The organism is Cryptosporangium minutisporangium, from assembly GCF_039536245.1.
GTDB classification, from domain to species: Bacteria; Actinomycetota; Actinomycetes; order Mycobacteriales; family Cryptosporangiaceae; genus Cryptosporangium; species Cryptosporangium minutisporangium.
In genome coordinates this window covers 62,983-83,490 of sequence record NZ_BAAAYN010000005.1, presented here as the reverse complement: position 1 = coordinate 83,490, position 20,508 = coordinate 62,983, and the positions used below count along the sequence as shown (strand labels likewise).

The 20,508-nt window shown below is 68.3% G+C and carries 14 protein-coding genes and 1 pseudogene; 12 read left to right on the top strand and 3 right to left on the bottom strand.

Features of this window, described 5'->3' with window-relative positions; translation table 11 throughout:
• The first annotated feature begins 28 nt into the window (after nucleotides 1-28).
• The 8 genes from ABEB28_RS04445 to ABEB28_RS04410 all read left to right on the top strand — a co-directional run bounded on the left by ABEB28_RS04445 (nucleotide 29) and on the right by ABEB28_RS04410 (nucleotide 7,383).
• Nucleotides 29-328: a hypothetical protein gene (locus ABEB28_RS04445; RefSeq protein ID WP_345726659.1), complete on the top strand. Its 300-nt coding sequence runs from the start codon at nucleotides 29-31 to the stop codon at nucleotides 326-328.
• A 9-nt stretch (nucleotides 329-337) separates the two neighbouring features.
• A complete protein-coding gene (locus tag ABEB28_RS04440; protein WP_345726658.1) occupies nucleotides 338-1,837 on the top strand; it encodes a class I adenylate-forming enzyme family protein in 1,500 nt (499 codons plus the stop codon).
• A complete protein-coding gene (locus ABEB28_RS04435; RefSeq protein ID WP_345726657.1) occupies nucleotides 1,837-2,559 on the top strand; it encodes an enoyl-CoA hydratase-related protein in 723 nt (240 codons plus the stop codon). Before ABEB28_RS04440 ends, ABEB28_RS04435 begins: the two co-directional genes overlap by 1 nt.
• Nucleotides 2,560-2,656: 97 nt before the next feature.
• Nucleotides 2,657-3,583 (top strand): SMP-30/gluconolactonase/LRE family protein, encoded by a 927-nt coding sequence (locus tag ABEB28_RS04430; protein WP_345726656.1) that lies wholly within the window; start codon nucleotides 2,657-2,659, stop codon nucleotides 3,581-3,583.
• Nucleotides 3,584-3,615: 32 nt separating this feature from the next.
• Nucleotides 3,616-4,521, top strand: coding sequence for an SDR family NAD(P)-dependent oxidoreductase (locus ABEB28_RS04425; protein ID WP_345726655.1), 906 nt, complete (start codon nucleotides 3,616-3,618; stop codon nucleotides 4,519-4,521).
• Between the two features lie 16 nt (nucleotides 4,522-4,537).
• The gene (locus tag ABEB28_RS04420; RefSeq protein ID WP_345726654.1) at nucleotides 4,538-5,776 is read left to right on the top strand and encodes a cytochrome P450; all 1,239 of its coding nucleotides are present in this window, start codon (nucleotides 4,538-4,540) and stop codon (nucleotides 5,774-5,776) included.
• A gap of 21 nt (nucleotides 5,777-5,797) precedes the next feature.
• On the top strand, nucleotides 5,798-6,118 hold the full coding sequence (locus ABEB28_RS04415) for a 2Fe-2S iron-sulfur cluster-binding protein (protein WP_345726653.1): 321 nt from the start codon (nucleotides 5,798-5,800) through the stop codon (nucleotides 6,116-6,118).
• On the top strand, nucleotides 6,115-7,383 hold the full coding sequence (locus ABEB28_RS04410; protein WP_345726652.1) for an NAD(P)/FAD-dependent oxidoreductase: 1,269 nt from the start codon (nucleotides 6,115-6,117) through the stop codon (nucleotides 7,381-7,383). Before ABEB28_RS04415 ends, ABEB28_RS04410 begins: the two co-directional genes overlap by 4 nt.
• 19 nt (nucleotides 7,384-7,402) lie before the next feature.
• Here the strand turns inward: ABEB28_RS04410 and ABEB28_RS04405 are convergent, their stop codons facing one another.
• Complete coding sequence (locus ABEB28_RS04405) at nucleotides 7,403-8,413, bottom strand: MarR family transcriptional regulator (RefSeq protein ID WP_345726651.1); 1,011 nt, start codon at nucleotides 8,411-8,413, stop codon at nucleotides 7,403-7,405.
• A 319-nt stretch (nucleotides 8,414-8,732) separates the two neighbouring features.
• Here ABEB28_RS04405 and ABEB28_RS04400 point away from each other — a divergent pair, with 319 nt between their 5' ends.
• Both ABEB28_RS04400 and ABEB28_RS04395 read left to right on the top strand, forming a co-directional pair.
• A complete protein-coding gene (locus tag ABEB28_RS04400) occupies nucleotides 8,733-9,500 on the top strand; it encodes an SDR family NAD(P)-dependent oxidoreductase (RefSeq protein WP_345726650.1) in 768 nt (255 codons plus the stop codon).
• Nucleotides 9,497-11,146: an APC family permease gene (locus ABEB28_RS04395; RefSeq protein ID WP_345726649.1), complete on the top strand. Its 1,650-nt coding sequence runs from the start codon at nucleotides 9,497-9,499 to the stop codon at nucleotides 11,144-11,146. Before ABEB28_RS04400 ends, ABEB28_RS04395 begins: the two co-directional genes overlap by 4 nt.
• A 1,499-nt stretch (nucleotides 11,147-12,645) precedes the next feature.
• On the opposite strand, the pseudogene ABEB28_RS04390 reads toward ABEB28_RS04395, so the two are convergent.
• A pseudogene (locus tag ABEB28_RS04390) lies at nucleotides 12,646-12,972 on the bottom strand (glutaredoxin domain-containing protein); the annotation flags it as partial.
• A 343-nt stretch (nucleotides 12,973-13,315) separates the two neighbouring features.
• On the opposite strand from ABEB28_RS04390, the gene ABEB28_RS04385 reads away from it, so the two are divergent.
• Both ABEB28_RS04385 and ABEB28_RS04380 read left to right on the top strand, forming a co-directional pair.
• On the top strand, nucleotides 13,316-16,237 hold the full coding sequence (locus ABEB28_RS04385) for a hypothetical protein (RefSeq protein ID WP_345726648.1): 2,922 nt from the start codon (nucleotides 13,316-13,318) through the stop codon (nucleotides 16,235-16,237).
• 350 nt (nucleotides 16,238-16,587) lie between these two features.
• Complete coding sequence (locus ABEB28_RS04380; RefSeq protein WP_345726647.1) at nucleotides 16,588-19,050, top strand: hypothetical protein; 2,463 nt, start codon at nucleotides 16,588-16,590, stop codon at nucleotides 19,048-19,050.
• Nucleotides 19,051-19,351: 301 nt separating this feature from the next.
• Here ABEB28_RS04380 and ABEB28_RS04375 read toward each other — a convergent pair whose 3' ends face one another.
• The gene (locus ABEB28_RS04375) at nucleotides 19,352-20,473 is read right to left on the bottom strand and encodes a hypothetical protein (protein WP_345726646.1); all 1,122 of its coding nucleotides are present in this window, start codon (nucleotides 20,471-20,473) and stop codon (nucleotides 19,352-19,354) included.
• Nucleotides 20,474-20,508 lie beyond the last annotated feature (35 nt).

Sequence of the window (20,508 nt, the reverse complement as noted above, 5' to 3'; positions counted from 1 at the left end):
TCCCCTCATCCCCGAAGGGCACTTCATCGTGGAAATCAAGCCCGGAGTCAAACTGTCGAGCGCGGCGTCGTCCGCCGAGTTCATCGTCGTGCGCGCCGCCCCCGGCGACGTCGACCTGGCGTGCGCGGGCGAGCCGCTGGTCACCGTGGGTACGGCGCCGGCCGGACCGAAGACCGGCACCGGCGAGGCGATCCTCGTCGGTAAGCGTTACAGCGACGAGGCAGGCTCGCTCGAGCTGCTGTGCACCAAGCCCGGCCGCGGCCCGGTCACGCTGGCCGGTACTCCGCTGCGGCTCGCCGCGGCCAAGGCGCTGCCGGCGTCGGACTGAGGGCGACCGATGAACATCGTCAGCCTGCTGGACATCGTCGCGTCGGTCGAGCCGGACCGGGTCGCGCTCGGCGACCGTCGCTCCGGCCTTACCTACGGTCAGCTGCGCGAGCGGGTCGGCGTCGCGGCGGCGGCGCTGGCCGGGCAACCCGAGAGGCCGGTGCTCTACGCCGGGACGGCGACGATCGCCTTCCCCGTGGCGCTGTTCGCGGCGGCCGTGGCGGGCCGTCCGTTCGCGCCGATCAGCTACCGGCTGGCCAAGGCGCCGTTCGAGGCCCTGGTCGCCGACCAGGCGCCCGCGCTGCTGATCGCCGACGAGCGCACGCTCCGGGGCGTCGCACTCGCCGACGGCGTCGACGTGGTCGAGACCGCGGCCTACGCCGCGGCCGTCCCCGACCTCGCGCCGGTCGAGCCGGAGCACGATCCGGAGGCACCGGCGGTGCTGCTGCACACCAGCGGTACCACCGGCAAGCCGAAGGTCGCGATTCTGCGGCACCGTCACCTCACCTCCTACGTGCTGGGCGGCACCGAACTGCTCTCGGCGGGCGCCGACGAGGCCGCGCTGGTGAGCGTCCCGCCGTACCACATCGCCGGGGTCGCCGGCCTGCTCACCGGCCTCTACAGCGGACGCCGGATCGTTCAGCTGCCGAATTTCGACCCGGACGCCTGGGTGGCGCTCGCCGCCGAGCAGCAGGTCACCCACGCGATGCTGGTGCCGACGATGCTGGCCCGCATCATCGACGTGCTCGAGCGCGACGGCACCGCGTTGCCCGCGCTGCGGCACCTGTCGTACGGCGGCGGCCGGATGCCGCTCCCGGTGATCGAGAAGGCGCTCGAGCTCCTGCCGCACGTGAACTTCGTCAACGGGTACGGCCTGACCGAGACGACGTCGTCGATCGCGGTGCTCGGGCCCGACGAGCACCGCGAGGCGCGGTCCTCGACCGACCCGTCGGTGCGGCGGAGGCTCGGATCGGTGGGGCGTCCGTTGCCGTCGGTGGAGATCGTGGTGCGCGACCCCGTGGGCACCGACCTCCCGGCCGGAGAACGCGGTGAGCTATGGGTGCGCGGCCCTCAGGTCTCCGGCGAGTACGCCTCCGGCTCGCGCATCGACGCCGACGGGTGGTTCCGCACCCGGGACGCGGGCTGGATCGACGACGACGGGTACGTCTATGTGGAGGGGCGCCTCGACGACGTCATCGTCCGCGGCGGCGAGAACCTCTCGCCGGGCGAGATCGAGGACGTGATCGCCGCCCATCCGGACGTCGACGAGGCCGTGGTCTTCGGTGTGCCGGACGACCAGTGGGGGGAGGTGGCCGTCGCCGCGGTCGTCCCTCGCCCGGGCGTCGCGCTCGACGAGGGAACGGTCCAGCGGTGGGTGGCCGAGCGCCTGCGCTCGACGCGGGTGCCCGAGCGGGTGCTGATCCGCGCCGAGCTGCCCCGCAACGAGATGGGCAAGCTGCTGCGGCGCGTGCTGCGCGCGGAGGCCACACCGCCGGCGGTGGTCTCCTGATGGCCGCCGAGCCACCGGTCCTGGTCGACGACGCGCTCGGTGTCCGGGTGATCACGCTGAACCGGCCGCACGTCCGGAACGCGCTGGACAGCGAGGCCACGCGGTTGCTCCGGCACGCGGTCAGCGAGCTGGACGAGCGGCCGGATCTCAAGGCCGGTGTACTCACGGGCGCCGGCGGGACGTTCTGTTCGGGCATGGACCTGACCGCGTTCGCGGCCGGCGAGATCGACGTGACCGCGGGGGAGGGGCCCAGCGATCTGCTGCCCCCGACCGCGACGCCGTTGCTCGCGGCCGTCGAGGGTTGGGCGGCCGGTGGCGGCCTGGAGCTGGCATTGGCCTGCGACGCGGTGGTCGCCGCCACCGACGCGCGGTTGGGGCTGCCCGAGGTCCGGCACGGCCTGTTCGCGGCCGGCGGAGGTCTGCGGTCGCTGGCGGCGACCATGCCGCGCGGTGCCGCGATGCTCCTGGCGCTGACCGGAGAGCCGATGAGCGCGGTCGATGCGCGTGCGCGGGGACTGGTCGCCGCGCTCACCCCACCGGGGCAGGCCGTGTCCGAGGCCCGCCGGCTCGCCGGGTTGATCGCACGTCACCCGGCCCGAGGCGTCGAGGCCACCAAGGAGCTGCTGCAACTCGCCTACGCCGGCCCGCAGCTGCCGTTCACCGAACGGCAGCACGCGCTGCTCGGTGAGGTCTTCACCGAATACTTGACGACAAGCATCTAAGTGCTACTGTGACTCAACCCACAGGTGCGGTCGCGGTGTCGCTCATCCCGTGAATCACTCTTCTTTTTACTTGACCCCACGAAACAACGAGGTTGTCATGGTGGATGCTGTCTCCGAGGCCGTGCGGAACGCCCGGTCGATCCCTGCCCGCGAGTTGGCCCGCGGTTTCTCCTGGCCGGAGTGCCCGCGCTGGCACGACGGGGCGTTCTACTTCAGCGACATGTATAACCACACCGTCCTGGCGGTGGCCGAGGACGGCAGCACGTCGGTCTTCATCGATGCCCGCGAGCGGGACGCCGCGACCGACGTCGAGGTGGTCCTGGGCGGCTTCGGCTGGTTACCGGACGGCCGGGTGCTGGTCACCTCGATGCACGAGAAGCTGGTCCTGGTCTGGGACGGCACCGCGCTGGAGACCTGGGCCGACCTCTCTGACCTGGCGCCGGGTCCGATAAACGACATGGTCGTCGACGCCGACGGCCGCGCGTACGTCACCCAGCTCGGCTTCGATCTGTTCAACGGCGCGGAGGTGGCCGCGTCGGACCTTCTGGTGGTCGAGCCCGACCGCAGCGTCCGTGCACTCAGCGACGTCGGCTCGTTCCTGGGCGCCAACGGGATCGCGATCACCGCGGACGGGACTCGGCTGATCACGGTGGAGGCGTTCGCGAGCCGCGTGGAGGTGCTCGACCGGGCCGCCGACGGCACGCTGAGCAACCGGCGGACGTTCGCCGCGGCTCCGTTCCTGCCCGACGGGATCTGCCTCGACGACGAGGGTGGGGTCTGGGCGGCGATGCCCGGCAGCGGCTACGTCGTCCGGATCGTCGAGGGCGGGACCGTGACCGACGCGGTGGCGATTCCGCTCGAGAGCGGCTTCGGCTCGGCGTGCGGGCTGGGCGGCACGGACCGTCGGACGCTCTACGTCACGGTCGGCCTCGAGGTCATGGACTTCGCGAAGTCGCGGGCCGAGGGCCTCGCGTCGATCTGGGTGGCTGACGTCGCGGTCAGCGGCGGCAAGAACCGGCCGTGACCCCTCAGACCCGGATCGGAGAGGAATCAACGATGAACGAGCTTCGCTTCGACGGCCGCGTGGTCGTCGTCACCGGCGCCGGCCGCGGCATCGGCCGCGCGCACGCGCTCCTGCTCGCCAGCCGCGGCGCGTCGGTCGTGGTGAGCGACCTCGGCGCCCGCACCGACGGCGCCGGCGTCGACGGCGACGCCCCGGCCGCCGCGGTCGTCGACGAGATCACCGCGCAGGGCGGGACCGCGGTCGCGTCCCGTGCCGACGTGTCCACGGAGGACGGCGCGGCCTCCGTCGTGCAGACCGCGGTCGACACCTACGGTCGGCTGGACGCGGTGATCAACAACGCCGGCATCGTCCGCACCGCCGCGTTCGACGAGGTATCGGTCGAGGAGTACCAGCGCCACCTCGACGTCCACTTCTTCGGCTCGCTGTTCGTGGCGAGAGCTGCCTGGCCGCACCTGCGCGACTCCGGCAGCGGGCGGATCGTCAACACGATCTCCGCCGCGATGCTCGGCAATCCCGGGATGACCCACTACGGCAGCTCGAAGGGCGCGGTCTTCGGGCTCACCCGCAACCTCGCGCTGGAGGGCGCGGCGGTCGGCATCCGGGTCAACGCGCTCGCGCCGGGGGCGGGTACCCGGATGGCCGAGGCGAGCGCCGACGGACTGCCGCCGGAGATTCTCGAGTACATGCGCACGTCGCTCAAGTCCGAGCAGGTCGCGCCGGTCGCCGCCTACCTGGTGCACCCCGACTGCGCGGTCACCGGCGAGGTGTTCAACGTCGCGGGCGGCATCGTCAACCGGATGGCGATCGTCAATACGACCGGCTTCACCGACCCGGACCTGACGCTGGAGACGGTCGCCGCCCGGTTCGCCGAGGTCATGGAGATCACCCCGGACGCCGCTCCCCAGGTCGTCGCGCCCGCGACGCTGCCGACCGCCTGAGATCGAAGGACACGCGATGACCGAAACCACCGAGCGGGCCTATCCGCCCGGCACCGAGTACCCGTTCGGGCCGCGGCCCGTGCACGAGGCCGCCGAGCAGTACCACCGGATCGCGGCCGACCGGCCGATGACGAAGATGACGATGCCGTTCGGCGGGGACGTCTGGGTCATCCACCGGAACCAGGCGGCGCGCGACATGCTGGGCGACACCCGATTCGTCCGGGAGCCGTTCCGCACCGGCGAGCGGGTCGTGCCGTACTTCGTCGAGTTCCCCGACTTCCTCAAGACGACGATCCAGTTCGAGGACCCGCCGCACCACACCAAGCTCCGCCGGCTGGTGCAGCGGTCGATCTCGCCGAAGCGCGTCCGGGCGATGCGTGAGTCCGCGGTGGAGTTCGCCAACCACCTGATCGACGAGATGGTCTCCAAGGGCAGTCCGGCCAACCTGGTCGAGGAGTATGCGCTGGGTCTGCCGATCCAGATGCTGAGCAACCTGCTCGGCGTGCCGCCGGAGGACCGGCCGAAATTCGAGCGGTGGGCGGCGTCGACGCTGGCGACGGCGAACATGCCGGAGGAACGGATCGCCAACGACATGCTCGAGCTCATCGGCTACATGAGCGGGCTGATCGAGGAGCGGCGACGCGAACCGCGCGAAGACCTGCTGAGCGACCTGGCCAACGCCCGGGACAAAGACGAGTCGCTCACCGACGACGAGATCATGCCGATCGCGCTGATCCTGATCATCGCCGGCTTCGACAACACCGCGAACTTCATCTCCACCGGCGTCGCCGCCCTGCTGCACCACGACGCCCAGCGGGAGCTCCTGCTCACCGACGTCGACGGGCTGATGCCCACCGCGGTCGAGGAGATCCTGCGGCACGGCGGCTGGGCGCTCGGCACGCCGGTCGGTGGAGGCGGCGGGTTGGTGCCGTTCGTGGCCACCGAGGACGTCGTGATCGACGGGCAGCTCATCGCCGCAGGCGAAGCCGTCCTCATCGATCCGACGGCGGTCGCGCACGACGGCATCGTCCTGCCCGACGACGCGGAGTTCGACATCACCCGCCAGAACAACCCGCAACTCACGCTCAGCTACGGCCTCCACCACTGTCTCGGCGCGCCGCTGGCCCGGATGGAGATGCAGGTCGGCATCGGTGAGCTGTTTAAGCGCCTGCCCCAGTTGCGGCTGGCGGGCGAGATCAGGTGGAACCGCGATCACCTCAGCCAGCCGATGGTGGAACTCCCGGTCGCCTGGTAGCACCGGCAAGGAGAACGTCACATGCCAAAGGTCTTCTACACCCAGCCGGACGGCGCGGAACGCGTCGTCGACGGCAAGGTCGGTGACTCCGTGATGCGCACCGCCGTGCAGAACGGCGTCGCCGGCATCGTCGGGCAGTGCGGGGGAGTGCTCTCCTGCGCGACCTGCCACGTCTTCCTCGCCGAGGGGGAGCTCGACGCCTACCCGCCGGTGAGCGAGGACGAGGACGAGATGCTCGACTGCGCGGCCACCGATCGGGAGCCCAACTCGCGGCTGTCGTGCCAGCTCGTGCTGCGCGAGGGGACCGACGTGCACGTGACGATCCCGCCGGAGCAGCTGTGACCGCAGGGCGGGCGGGCCTGCTGGTCGTCGGTGCCTCCCAGGCCGGCGTCCAGCTCGCCAGCCGCCTGCGGGAACTCGGGTACTCCTCGCCGATCCGCCTGATCGGCGAGGAGACCCACCCGCCCTACCAGCGTCCGCCGCTGTCGAAGGCGTTGCTGACCGGGGCGGCGACCGCCGAGTCGCTCACGTTACGCAATGCGGAGTACTACCGCGATCAGCGCATCACGGTGACGCTGGGCGAGCGGGTGGGGGGTGTCGAGTTCTCCGGCGGCGGGTCGGGCATCGCCCGGGCTTCCAGCGGCGCGCGCTACCCGTTCGACCGGCTGGTGCTCGCGACCGGCGCGCGACCCCGACGGCTCGACCTGCCGGGCGCCGACGCGGACGGGGTGCTGTACCTGCGTGATCTCGACTCGGCACTGCGGCTTCGGGACCGACTGTCCCGGGCGCGCGTGGTGGTGGTGGTCGGGGGCGGCTTCATCGGGCTGGAGGCGGCCGCGACCGCCCGGGCACAGGGCCGGCAGGTCGCGGTCGTGGAAGCCGGCCCCCAGCTGATGGGGCGTGCACTCGGGGCGCCGACGGCGTCGTACCTCCTCGACGCGCACCGCGCCGCCGGGATCGACTTCCACCTCGGCACTGCGCCGCGGCGAATCGTCACCGCGGACGGCGCCGCGACCGGCGTCGAACTCGCCGACGGGATCGTGCTCGACGCCGACGTGGTGCTCGTCGGCGTGGGCGTCGTGCCCCGCGACGAGCTGGCCCGGGCGGCCGGCCTGGACTGCGCCGACGGCGTCGTGGTCGACCGTCGTTCGCTTGCGTCCGACGGCGTCACCGTGGCGGTGGGGGACTGCGCGAACCTGCCGGATCCCACGCCGGGCGCGGCGGAGACGTCGCGCCTGCGGTTGGAGAGCGTCGACAACGCCGTCGAGCAGGCGAACGCGGCGGCGTGGACCGTCCTCGGCGAGGACCGCACCTACCGGAGCGTTCCCTGGTTCTGGTCGGATCAGGGGGCATTCAAGCTGCAGATCGCCGGCCTGCGGCAGCTCGGCGACGACGCGCTGGTCCGGCCGGGCGCCAAGCCCGGACGGAGGACGACGCTCTACTACCGGGGCGACCGGCTGGTCGCGGCCGAGTGCGTCAACGCGCCCGCCGATTTCTTGCAGGTGAAGAAGGCGTTGGCAGACGAGCGGCATCCGCCGCGAGCGGTCGTGGCCGATCCATCTGTGCCCTTGAAGTCGATCCTCGCCGACGCGTCCGCCCTCGCGTAGCCCGGTCGCGGGGCCTCGGTCAGCCGGCGGCGCGCTCGGTCACCGGGCGCGCCGTGCTGCCGCGTGCCACCAGCCACCCCCGCTCGTCCACCTCGGCGGTGGCCAGCACGTGGACGTAGCGCTTGACCAGCGTCGTCCAGCGCCCGCGGGACGCCGGGTCGACTTCTCCGAGCAGATCGAGGAAACCGGCGAGCTGGTTCTGATGAATGCGACGTACGACCGCGGTACCTCGCCGCGACGCCCGCAGCCGGGTGCTGCGCCGGTCGAACACGTCCACCGCTTCGTCGAGCAGGCCGTGCTCCCGCAGCGCGGTCACCCGCTTGCTGGCTTGGGACGCGTCGATGGCCAGGCGGGACGCGATCTCGGAGACCGTCGTCGGCCCATGCCGCCAGATGTCGCGGAGCGTGAAGTACGTCAGCTCGTTCAGGTTGGTTCGGGCCTCGTCCAGGAGGTCTTGGAAACCGTGCGAGTTACCTACCAGCCGGGCCAGACGCACGGTCGTCCGCAGGAACCGAACCCGGTTCTCATCGCCGGTCGGTTCCCAACTCGACGGCAGGTCCCGCTCCGGCACCGACGTGAGCGCCGGCGCGAGCACACGATGGACGATCGCCAGCCACTCCCCGAGGGCGTCGACGTCCTCGGTGGCCCAACCGTCGACGGGAAGCGCGTAGTCGTTGACCCAGACCGCCGCCCACGCGTCGGCGCGCCGTTGTGCCTGCTCGGTCAGCGAGACCACGATGCGACGCCGATCGGCGGGGTCGCGCTCCTTCTCGGCGAGTCCCAGGGCCGCGAGTCGGGCTACCTGGCGGCTGGCCTGGGTGATGTCGATCCGGAGCCGCTCGGCGAGCGCGCCGGTCGTCATCGGGGTGCCGGTCAGCGCGGTGACCGTCTCGATCTCCGCGCCGGGCAGGTCGAGCCCGGTGACGAGCGCGAAGCGACGACGGTACGTGCGGTTGTGCGCGGAGTACGCGATGAGGTTCACGAGGTGCAGCGTCGTCTGCTCCAGCTCGGTATCGGCAGCAGTCGCCATCCCTCGTCCTCCTTGCGGTGTCGCGGCTCTCAGCGTATCGGCGCCAGGGCTCAGCTCCTGCCGGTACTCCCGACATTAAGTTGATCGAAAGACGATAACCGAAAGAGTACCTTCTTCGTTCTTCTTCCATTTGTGCCAGCAAGGGCGCTTGCGGGGCATCGCAAAAGGTTGACCGTGTTCACGTATACCGATACGGTCCACGCGCCATCTGCGGTTACAACCGGCTGGCACCTCAACCAGCGGACGATCCCGCGACGCGCGCCGCCTCCTACCGCTTGACGGCGGTCAGCTTTCGATCGGACTTTCAGAGAGGGAACTCATGCGGATCGACGACAGCTCCGCGGTGCTCGTCACCGGAGGCGCCTCCGGCCTCGGTCTGGCGGCCGCCCGCCGCTTCGCGGCGCTCGGAGCCGCCGTGGTCGTGCTCGACCTGCCCGGCTCGGACGGCGAGAAGGTCGCCGCCGATCTCGGTCCACGCTGCCGGTTCGTGCCGGCCGACGTCACGTCCGAGTCGGACGTGGCCGCCGCGCTCGACGCCGTCGACGAGACCGGAGTTCCGCTGCGCGCCGTGGTGTCCTGCGCTGGTGTGGCGACGCCCGGCCGCATCCTCGGGCGCCACGGTCCGCACCCGCTTGAGCGTTACGAACGCGTCGTCCGCATCAACCTCGTCGGCACGTTCAACGTGCTGCGCCTGGCGGCCGAGCGCATCGCGGCGGTCGATCCGGTCGACGGCGAGCGCGGCGTCGTCGTGCTCACCGCCTCGATCGCGGCGTTCGAGGGCCAGATCGGACAGGCCGCATACGCCTCGTCCAAGGCCGGCGTGCACGGCCTCACGCTGTGCGCCGCGCGCGATCTCGCCCAGCACCGCATCCGGGTGTGCGCAATCGCGCCCGGCACGTTCGAGACGCCGATGCTGCTCGGTCTTCCCGAAGCGGCCCGGGACTCGCTGGGTGCTCAAATCCCGCACCCGAGCCGGTTGGGTCGCCCGGACGAGTACGCGGATCTGGTGGCCGCGGTGGTCGGCAACCCGATGCTCAACGGCGAAACGATCCGCCTGGACGGCGCACTCAGAATGGGTCCGGCGTGAGCGCCCCGGTGCCGCGCGGCGCGGGGCTGCGCACCTACCACCTGGTGGCGCTACTGATCACGGCCCATGCGCCGCTCACCCTCCTCTGGGCGGTCGTCCCGACCGCGCTGCAGAACGGCAAGGTCGTCGCCACCCCGCTGATCTTCGCGCTAGCCGGCCTGATCCTGCTCGGATTCGTGCTTGGCTACAGCGGGCTCGCGCGCCGGGTACGTCACCCCGGTGGTCTCTACGTGCAGGTCGTCCGCGGGCTCGGACGTCCGGTCGGACTGGGCGCCGCGGCGGTGACGCTGCTGGCCTACACCGGCCTGGTCGCGGGTCTGTACGGCTTCTTCGCCACGGTGTTCGTTGCGCTCGTCGACAGCCTCTTCGGCGTCGTTCTGCCCGCGGCTGTCGGCCTCCTGCTCTGCGTGGTGTCGGTCCTCGCGCTCGGCGTCGTGCCGTTGCGAATCGTCGTGCGGCTTCTTCTCGGTGTGGTGGTCGGGCAGATCGCCGTTGTGCTCGCGTTCGACCTGGGCGCTTTCACCGAAGCCGCGGGGTCGGAGGTGTCGTTCACCCCCCTCGATCCCGGGTGGATCCTCTCCGGCTCCTTCGGTGTAGCGCTGGTATTCGCCGTGACGGCGTTCGTCGGATCCGAGGCCGGCGCGACCTACAGCGACGAGCTCACCGACCCGCAGCGGGCCATCCCGAAGGCCACCTACATCTCCTACGCGGTGACGACCGCGGTGCTGGTGGTCAGCGCGTGGGCCGTCAGCGTCGCCGTCGGGCCCGAGCAGGCTCCGCTCCAGGCCGCCGCGCTGGGGGCCGCCTTCCTCCCGGCGGTGGTCGCGTCGATCGTCGGCGCGGGTGCCGCGGGGACGGTGACCAACCTGCTGCTGGGCGTTCTGCTCGTCGGCCTCCTCGCCACCGGGGTCACGCTGCACAACGCGACGTCCCGGCAGCTGGCCGGCCTGGCGCGCGACGGGGTGCTCCCGGCGCCGTTGGCGATTCCACGCCTCGGTGGTGCGCCCCCGTGGCGGACAGCGCTGATCCAGCCTGTCGTGGCCGGTCTCATCGCGCTGTTCGCGTTGTTTTCGGAGCAGAAGGTCCTACCGCTGTGGCTGGTAGTGGGGAGTGGATTGGCGGCCACCGGTGTCCTCACGCTGGCGTCCGCGGCGACCGTGGTCTGGTTCCTGCGCGGCGTCGCCGACGAGGACGGCTTCTTCGGCTGGGAAGGACAGGTCGTCGCTGGGTTCTTCTCGATCGTCACGACCGGATTCATTTTCCTCTACGGCGTCACCCGCGTGCGAGAGATCGCTCCCGGATCCCCACCGGTGGCGGCGTGGCTGGTCGGCGTCCTGATCGGCGGCGTGTTCGGCACGGGTGTCGTGGTCGCTCTCGTGCTTCAGGCAACCAGGCCTGCGGCGTACGCGACGATCGGCCAGGACCAAGCGCAGGCCACCGGTCGAACCCCGGCAGAGCCGCCACCTACGGCCGGCACGATCCCTGTCCGGCGGCACCCGCCAGCCGGTGCCGCGCCGACGCGGGTGCCTTCGCACGCGGCAGCACCACCGAATCGGCGGGGGACCGGCGCGCCGTTCGACGGTCAGCCTGCGGCCCCGGACCCGTCCTGGCCTGAGGATGCCCGGTATCGGTATCCGTCCCGCTGACCGGGCTACTCCACCATGCAGCGTCACGCTGAGGCGATGCGCGCGCACCGGTGGCCTGGCGATACGGGGCCTGCTGATCGGACAGTCGACACCCCGACTGGGAGGTCCCCGTTGTCTGCGTACCGCGCGATTCGTATCGATCCCTCGGCGAACCGGAGGCTCAAGCGGCGACGTCCGAGAATTTGGAGCGGCTAGGGTTGGCCGCCGACACGTTATCAGCGGCACGAGAGGGCGTTCGTCGGCTTGGCCTCTTTGGGTCTGGTCGAGAGCTTGTGTCAGCATTCGGGCTGGTACGCCGGTGAGGCGGGCGGCTCCGGGGCCGCCGTCATCGCACCGATAGAAAGCGCTGACGGGCGGGGCATCCTGCCCACCTGTCCCGGAGCCAAGATCAGGAATATGGATCCGGCCACGCACGCGCTCTCGCGGCCGACCGCTGCGCTGAGGCCGGCGGGCTAACCTGTCTCCCCGCCCTGCCGGTGCGCTCCGCGAAGCTGAAAGCGGCAAGAGCGGATGTACTTGCCGACCCTACCGACTGGTTGGTCTCAACGATGCTCCCAGCGGCGACCGCGCGCCCCCAACCGAGCGATAACCCATCGCGGACTGTGAGTGCGACGACTAGGCCGGAGGTGTCCCGCTCCGCGGACCGTGGCACGCTGAAGCTGTGAGTGCGAACGCACCAGCGGATCCCGTGGGGGTCAAGGCGCGTTTCGACGGCGGTCCCCTGGATGGTCAGATCCGGCGATTCGAGTATCTCGTGCATGCCGACGGCAGTCCTCACGAACGCGTGGCGCTTCATGACCAGCGGACACAGAGCCGCCATATATATCTGCGGTCTTCCGGCCCCGCCGCCGATGGCACGTGGCTTTTCACCTTCGCGGGTTCAGAGACCACGGTGGCGACCTGAGGTATTGGGCGCGCCGCCGGAAAAGGCAACGCCCGATCAGCGGCAAGAGAGGGCGTTGGAAACCGGACTCTACGAAGCCGATAGACATGCAGCAGCCCTAGTGATTGACCCAAATTGCCCAAGGCGCGCGCTCTGTCCGCGGCGATGAAGGTCCCGTCCGCACCGCCCTGCGACGCCCGATTTTCTGTCTTCGTCATTGCTGGCTGGACAAGTTCGCCTTCGGTGAAGAGAAACCGTCTGTGGCTGCCCGGGCAGCTTGTTCAATCCTCGCGCGAAACTCTCCCGAGCCGCCACGTCGATCTGGTCCTCGTGCTCGGCTCTCAGCCCGGTCCGGCCGTCGAGCTGTTCACGCAGAATGGCGGCCTGCCCGGCATCGCTTTCCCCTCGTCGGCCCGGGAATCACGTCAACGCCGGGAGGCGGAAAACCGGTCTGGAGCTAGGACCAGCCCGCAGACGGGTCCGATCCGGCGCAGATGCGCGCCGGAAGGGACCGCGCGGATCAGATGCCGTTGGTGCCTCGATCTGTTCGAGGCTCTGGCCGGTCAGCTCCGAAGCGCCCGGCCGTGACGCCTGGGGTGCCCGGGTGGGCCTGCGGTCAGGCTGACTCGGTGCGCTGGTCGCGTCCACCTACCCAGGCCCGGACGTAGTCGGGCTCGGGATTCACGAATGCCCTGCCGTCGACGTACACGGTCGGCACGGTCTCGGTGCCGTCAGCGGCGGCCCGAACCGCGCCCGCGCCTTCCGGATCCGCCCAAATGTTCACCCAATACGCCCGCCGCGCCGAGAGCCCGAGCCGGAACCGGAGCCAGATGCAGTGCTGGCAGCCAGGTCGCCAGTAGACGATCGGGCGGCCATCGGCGGCGCTGCGGGCCGGCGGCGACAATCGGGTCGGCGGCCTGGTTCTCGCCCCCACTTCCCGAGGTCCCGGCCGGTGCGCCCGTTGCGGCCGCAGGTGCACTTGTCACAGACCTATTCCTCGGGTTCCGCGCATCCAGCTCGCTGAACGAACGCATGCCGATACTCACAGTACGCGGCATTAGAAAACGAGCGGAAGGATGCTACGTCCGTGCCATGAGTAAACCGCCAAGTTGGTCGGCTACTGGACCGGTACGTCCGGTTGCGCATTCGTCCATTGAGAAGCTGCCGTTGGAGCACCCTTTGCGTAATGCGCGCCGCAAGAACGAGGCAGGTCTCCCGAACAGACCGATGACGAGCCGATTCTTGATCTGCGACAGTAAGACAACCTGGACGACAGGGGGTTGCCGGTGGCCAAGAACGGTCGTTCGTCGCGGACGACAAAAGACCTCGTACCGCAGGGAGGGCCCCCGACCCTGCAGACTCCTGTAGGGACCACACCCCTCACGGCCCGCTTACCGGTGATTCCGGGCGACGGCGCGGAGATCACAGGTCTGATGTTCGGGCCGGTGGGGCTTGTCCGCAGCACCGACCCAACGCCACTAACCCCGACGAGCCCAGACGGTGCGGCATCGCCGGCGCCACAGGAGGCGGATGCCTTCGAGGGTCACCTTGCCGAGTTACTCGGCCTTGAGAGCAACGTTGGCTCGGCGCTCGCTGGTTTGGACACCGCCGCAGACGCCACCTACGACTTCGACGAATACGTCTTACTACGTAACCTCGACGATCCCTACATCGATCCGCGTCGGTACGGCTCGTCCGAACCGCTGCGCCCAGTCCAGCCCCGCCTGGCGACCTTCGCTGAAACGGTCCGACGGACGGTGGACAACTTCGCCCTCTTGGCGGAAGGGCTCGCCCGCGCAGGCGGAGTCACGGTCGAGTCATCCTACGTCGGTAGCTTGGGGGCTTCGCTGTTCAGCTGGTGGTACGGCGTGTGCGCCGTACGCGCGTACAACCAACTACAGACTTACAGTCCGACCGCAATCGCTCAGCAGGAGTTCAAGGACCTCTCCGGCATCGCCCCAAATGATTACTACGCCTACTGCATCTATTTGATTTTGCAGGACCGCGTTCAGGACGCGGCCATCACGTACCTCACCACGAAAGACTTAGCGACGCTCGATGAGTTCCTTTCCGGAGACTTCTGGGAGGAGGTCAACGACACGCTGTTCGACAACCACTTCGTCAAAGCAGGAATTCCGACTGGTGACACGGGTGACGACTATAGTTTCGACCCGATTCCTCTGGACGAAGTGTTGTTCGGGCTGCAGGTGGTGCACCGACAGTCTTGGACGCTGCTCGCGTACGGCCGCGGCGAACTGGTGAAGTCGATTCCGCTCGGTCCTCGCGAATCGCAGAAGGTCAGCGTGAAGGTCACCACGCGCACCAAGGTCTCCCACGGTTCGGAAGAAAGCTCGTCGTACGAGAGGACGACTGAGTCCGGCATTACCACCAAGGACACCGCGGAGGTGGTCCGGGAAGCCTCGAATAAGCTGAACACGCACGCGGAGGCGGAGGTCAGCGGCGGCTACGGACCATTCGTCCAGGCGAAAGTCTCTGGAGGCATGGCCTCGGAACAGGCCGGCAGCAGCCGTGACACCAAGAACCGACTCAACGAGGTGATGAGCAAGACCGCCAGCCGAATGAAGCGGGACACCAAGGTCACCGTCTCGACTGAGTCCGAGAACACCTACGAGGTGTCTCGGTCCTCCGAGCTAACCAACCCCAACGACGAACTCGCCGTCACCTACCTCTATCACCGCCTCCAGCAGCGATTCTGGGTGTCCACCCGGATTGCCGAGGTGCACTCGGTGGTTCTTGTCCCGGAGGCTCTTCCCCCCGCCTCAGCCATCGACGAGGCGTGGATCGCGCGCAATGGTGACGTTCTGGTGTCATCCCTCCTCGACCCTGGCCTTGCCGGCGTACTCAGCGCCGTGCGCAAGGAGCCGCCCAACATGGGTCTCCCGGACAGCGATGCATTCCAAGAATCCGCGTTGGCGGCGATCCGGGCCACCGACAACTACCGCAGCTACACCGGCCAGGGCACCATGCCCAACTTCCTCGCCTCAGGGCAGCAGTATCACGAGCGCGACCTAGAGCGACGAGCCGCTCGAGTATCGGACGCGGCACGCCGCAATCATCAGGTCGACGCCCTGATCGCCCACATCCGGCGGAACATTCTGCATTACATGCGAGCGATCTGGCGGGCCGAGGACTTCGACCAGCGCATGCAGCGCTACAACAGGCGACTCGTTCCAACCCAGTGGGTCTTCGTCCCGGATGCCCGGCCACCGGCCGGGACGATGCCGACGCCGCTCGAGGTCGATGGGGCGTTCCTGCCCGTGGCAGGCAGTGAACGCGCGCTCACGCAGGTTATCGACCCCATTGGCCCGATCGGCTACCTCTTCAACTGCGCGGTGTATCGGCTCCGCGATGATCCGCGCTTGGCGAACACCCATCAAGCTCTAGCGTGGCTCCGAGCGGCATATACCCGTTTCGATACGCGGGTCGAGCCGTCCAAGAGCGCTGGCGTGACCGTGCGCCAAGCCGTGGCCGTATCCCCTCGGTCGCTCCACGACGACTTGACGTTGGTGTACCGAGATTCGCGCAGGGAGTGGCTAGTGGCGGTCGACGGGAAGCCCGAGGATGAATGGCCTCGAGCCACCTCGACTCCAGGCGGCGCACTTGACGCTCTCGGCGTCCGTCTTTGGATCGACGGGGTTCCGGCCGACGACGCGCGCCTCAACGTCGTCGTCCGCGCCTCAACTGAGTTGGAGGACCCGCACATTCGATTGACGCGGGCCACCAAGCCGCTGCCGGCAGCCACCGACGAGCCAGCGACCTTCACCGAGCCCGCGCTGCGCCAGATGCAGCAGGTCGTCCCAGAGCTGGCGAGGACGCTGCGCGACGCGATTGATTGGGGCGCTCTGACTGAAGTTCAGCGACAAGCGGTTCGTGCGGCATACCACGAGTGGATCGTGCTCCGGGAGAGCGGTCGGCTTGTACCGCTGGAGACCGACAACGTCGTCCTCAGCCTTGCGTCGGGCGCCACACCGCTACTCGAGCCGTTCAAGCGGCTTCATCGGTACATCGACGTACTCCGCGAACGCGAAGTCGTCCGCCGGAACGAGCTAGACAACGAACGTCGCCGGTTGTTGCTCGACGCCGGGAGGCTCGGCGATCCAGACGTCGACCGCGTGTCGATTGTCTCGGCTGACCCCTCCTTCGCGAACCTTGTCGACACGGACGAATCCGACGCGCCACACCCCTGACTAGTTGCTGTATCAGAAGGAGGTACCGAGTTGAGACTCAGAGTCAGCAGCAGGAGTACCGGCAACTCGGCCGATGCTGACCACGTCGAAAAGCGGAGGAAAGAGGCGGTCTCCGCCCTCGCGCCGCTGGCCGATGGAGAGCCCAGTGACCAAGATGTGCGCGACGTGATGGAACTGCTGCGAGCACAGCCGCGAGCATCTGCTCGTAGCAGCAGGTCCTCCTCGCCGGCACGCGCCGCCAGCGTTCTCTCCGTCGCACGCGGCTGGTCGCGCGCCACGGCCACCGAGCAGGCTGCTCGCCGATTGGACACCGCACTCGCGGAGCATCTCGCCGACACCTTCTGACTGCGATGGCCGATTCTCCACTGACCAACGCGGCCAAGCGGCTGAGCGCGTTCCACCAGGCCCTCATCGCGCAGGGCTCGGCCCTGAACGACAGTGCACTTCCGGGATGGGCCGCGCCGTCTCGATTGCGTCCGGTTAGTGGCTGGCAAGTCGGTCGCATGGGGCAGAACGCTATTCTGCTTGTCTATCCGGACGATCCGAGTTCGGCTTCGTACGACTGGTCCTGGACCAATGTCGAGCTGAAACTCCGCCTCTTCAACGCCGATCTGCATCTCGTGCTCGATGCGCTCCGTCCCGCGTTACGGAGGACGACAGCGCTCCTGCTCGCCGAGCAAGAGGCCCAGTTGCTGCAGCTCGCGCACCGGTTCGCACGCGATGGCGCCGATGACCGACTGAGCACCAGCGCGCGACGCATACTCGGACGAGCTCGGGACGCGGAGGCGCGTACCGAGGTATTGCCCGGCGGCACCCCCCGCGGTCCGGACGAACCGAACGAAGTCGCCGAGAACGCCAGCCCGTTCGGCGTCGGAGACGAAGCGACGCCAGAGGCCGGATCGGGCGTCGCACCGGCCCCCGACGGCGGAGTCCCAGCCACGACCGACAAGTCGCTACCCGGCGGAACCCCCGGACCAGGGGCGCCCCGTCAGGCCGCAGACACGGAACCCGAACCCCGGATCGGCCGCGCGATGCTGCTCACCGCTATCGCGGATGAACGCCGCGGTCTAGAAGACGGCAGTCTGGACCCACTCGACCCACGAGACGGCGCCGCGGGCCGCAGCGGACCGACCGCCGCCGACATCGCCGACCTGCTCGCCGCGCTCGCCCTCCATCCCCAGACACGAGACCTGCTCGAGGCCTACGCAGAGTCCGGGTACCGCGGGAACACCGCGATCCAAGCCCAGATACGGCGGGCCACGGACGCGACCCGAGAACTGAAGCAGCGCCTGACCACTGGCGATGACGCGGATGACGCCTGGACATATTCCCCGTTGGTGCTGGCCGCCGCGCGCAGCCTCGGCCTGGAATCGATTCCAGGATTCGCGGCTTTCGCCGTCGATCTCGGCCACCAACTCGGACGCACTCGAACTGACGCGGTCATAGGAGCCGCTCAGGTTCTGCTGCTCGCGCTGACGCTCACGTTCACCGGACCGGTGGGTGCAGTCGTCGTCGGGGCACTCGACCTAGCTCTCTCCGGCGTCCAAATCGGTGTCGAACTACTTCGCGAATACGAACAGGCGCTCGCGGCCGACGCCTCCACCTTCCGAGCGTCCGACGACCATTTCGCAGAGCCACCAACGGGCGCCGCCACAGGCATAGCCGTCGCTGGTGCGCTACTGTCCGCCGTTGGCTTGACAAGGGACGCCCGCCGGCTGCTGAGAACCCTCCCACCGGCCCCGCGGCGGCTATCGGCAGCGTCTGGTCTGGAGCTCGACCGCTCCCCTCGGACCTTCGACGACCACTCCATCGCCGCGGAGAGCCCGGGGGGTTTTAAACGCCTATCGGATCGTCTCGATCTGGCCGACCAAGCGAACGGCACCCCTCCCAGGCCACGGTCGGTATCCCCGACTGATTTGCCCCCGGCAACCAGGCCGTTGACGCCGCAGCAGATGAGCGCCCGAAGCAAGGCGGCCGCTCAGGACCCGGGCGCTCGACGTCACCGTGCCACCAACCGGCAGCCCGAAACCATCGAGAAGTTCAGGCTCACCCCAGAACAGCGAGCTACCGCAAACCGAGGCACTGTCCGGGATGCCACCCAGACGGCCATGACCGAGGTCGTCACCGACCCTGACGCCGTGACCACGGGGTATGGAGAGGTCGACCTGGACGCCATCAGCCGGGACGTCTCGCGCGCTCCCGACCTTGACGAGCTACCCCGTGCCCGCGGTGGACGCGGCTCCCGTTCGATACTGACTCGCGAAGGTCAGGAGTACGACGTCTTCTGGCGACGCGGCCCATCCGATGCTGAACTCACAGCATGGGCGCGTCGCGAGCTCCCGGAAGGCTCGCCCGATCCGATCGTGCCAGGAATTATCGTGTCGGCGAAAAACCCCGCGACGGTCGATCACATCGTCGCCGTCGAACGCCTCCGCCAGTTCTTCGGCTTCCCCCAGTTGACGCCAGCGAATCAAGCGCGTGTCCTCAACTACAGACCGAACTTGATGGCCGTCAGCGTCGAGGTCAATACAAGGCGCGGCAGCCGCACGTTCGCCGAGTGGGAAGGAATCCCTGGCCGGAACATTCCTACGGACGTGCTGCAGGAACTCCGGCGACGCGAAGTCGCCCTCGCCACCGAACTGCAGGAACTTATTCAGACGCTACTCGCTGAACAGAATGCCCTCCGAGGCCTCGAGACGGCGCCCCTGCTGCCGCCCGGGCTCGAGATAGCACCCCTGCTACCGCCGGGGGTCGGCGCGCGCCTGACCGGGCAGGCAGCACGCGGTACCCGACAGGACGATCCCGGACGGTGAACTGCCCTCCGGGCGGAGATCCTGCTAGGCAACTCCGCCTCCGAGGCGGTTCTGCGGAAGAACGCCTTCGTCGAGTACGGGACAGCACCTTGTACCTGAAGATCGCTGGCCGCTGGCAGAACCATCGGCTCTTCCAGCGCCTGAATGACGCGCCGTAGCCGATCACGAGCACCCACGGGCGCAATGGCGGCATGACAGTGCGTGTGCCGCAGAAGCTGATAGGACGAGTTTTAGGCTTCGCTGCACTGATGCCTGCTGCTCCCAAACAATTAGCGGAGTCGACCCGCAAGGACAAAGATTGTCAAACGACGTATATGAGTGCGGATATGAGCGCAAGGGAGATGCTCTGCAGGGCGGCCGCCGAGAATATTGCGCCGACAAGAATGAATGACATCGCAGTAAATTCGCGCGCTAGAACGCTACTTACGGCAGGTCGCACATACACCGCTGCTCCCTGAGATACTCCTAGCTGCTGTCGCGAAGCAAGGTCGAGACTGATGACCGGGAAATCCTCATCCTCGACCAGTTCCTGATTGTCGGGAACACCGGTTTGAGTGCGCGCTATAAGAAGGGGGGACCGCTCCCGCCACAAAGTCATTCTATTAACGGTAGGGCCTTGAGGCGTGAGGTGTGCGGACTCTACTATCACTCGACTGCCAGCGTCGAGACCAAGGAGGTCGAGCACCTCTTCTGGGAGCCTGGTGACGGGCTTTTCAACGTCGACTACCGCCGTCCTCCCGACGCGGACTACAGCGTGCCTACTGCCAAACAACGTGCTCCGAGCGGAGCCAGAACGCCCAATTCCTGGGGTCAGTCCGACCGGCTCCCCCTGCGGCAGGCCGATAGCGAAGAGAGTCGTCTGATCCATAACTGCGCGATCTTTTGGAACTCTGTTATCGAACGCGGCCCGCAGGGGCAGGCTCGCATGAAGGCTAGGATAGTCGAGATCGAGGAAAAGATTCCGGGCGAAGATGTACGGCTTGCTAAACCGCCCGCGATGAATAGGGTTCAGGAGGCAGTAATAGGAGTACTTCGAGCGGGTGACGCCCCCGAATTCAGTAGAGGGGTGCATGGTGAAGAGTTCTTCGTTATTGCGAAGGGGCGCCGCCCTCATATTCCCTGAATATCTAGCTCCTTGATATTCGAGAGTCTCCGTTCGGGCAATGTCTAAGTTTGCGCTCACGGGGCGGACGATCCGCCGATTATCCAGCATCGCGTCCCGAGGGTGCTCCACATTCTCCGCAACCGAGAGTTGAGCGCGAGTCAACAGGGCGACGTAACCTCGGGCCGACAAGTAACCTTCGTCGTTATCACGTGATGGGTCGCCGGCGGACAGCACAATCCAAGCCTTGTCGAAATATGAACTTGTCGCAACCAATTCTTTTAGCCGCTGGCACAGCCCGTCGATCTCATCGGGCGGCACCCACAACGGGTATCTTCGGGCGATCCTTTCTGCGC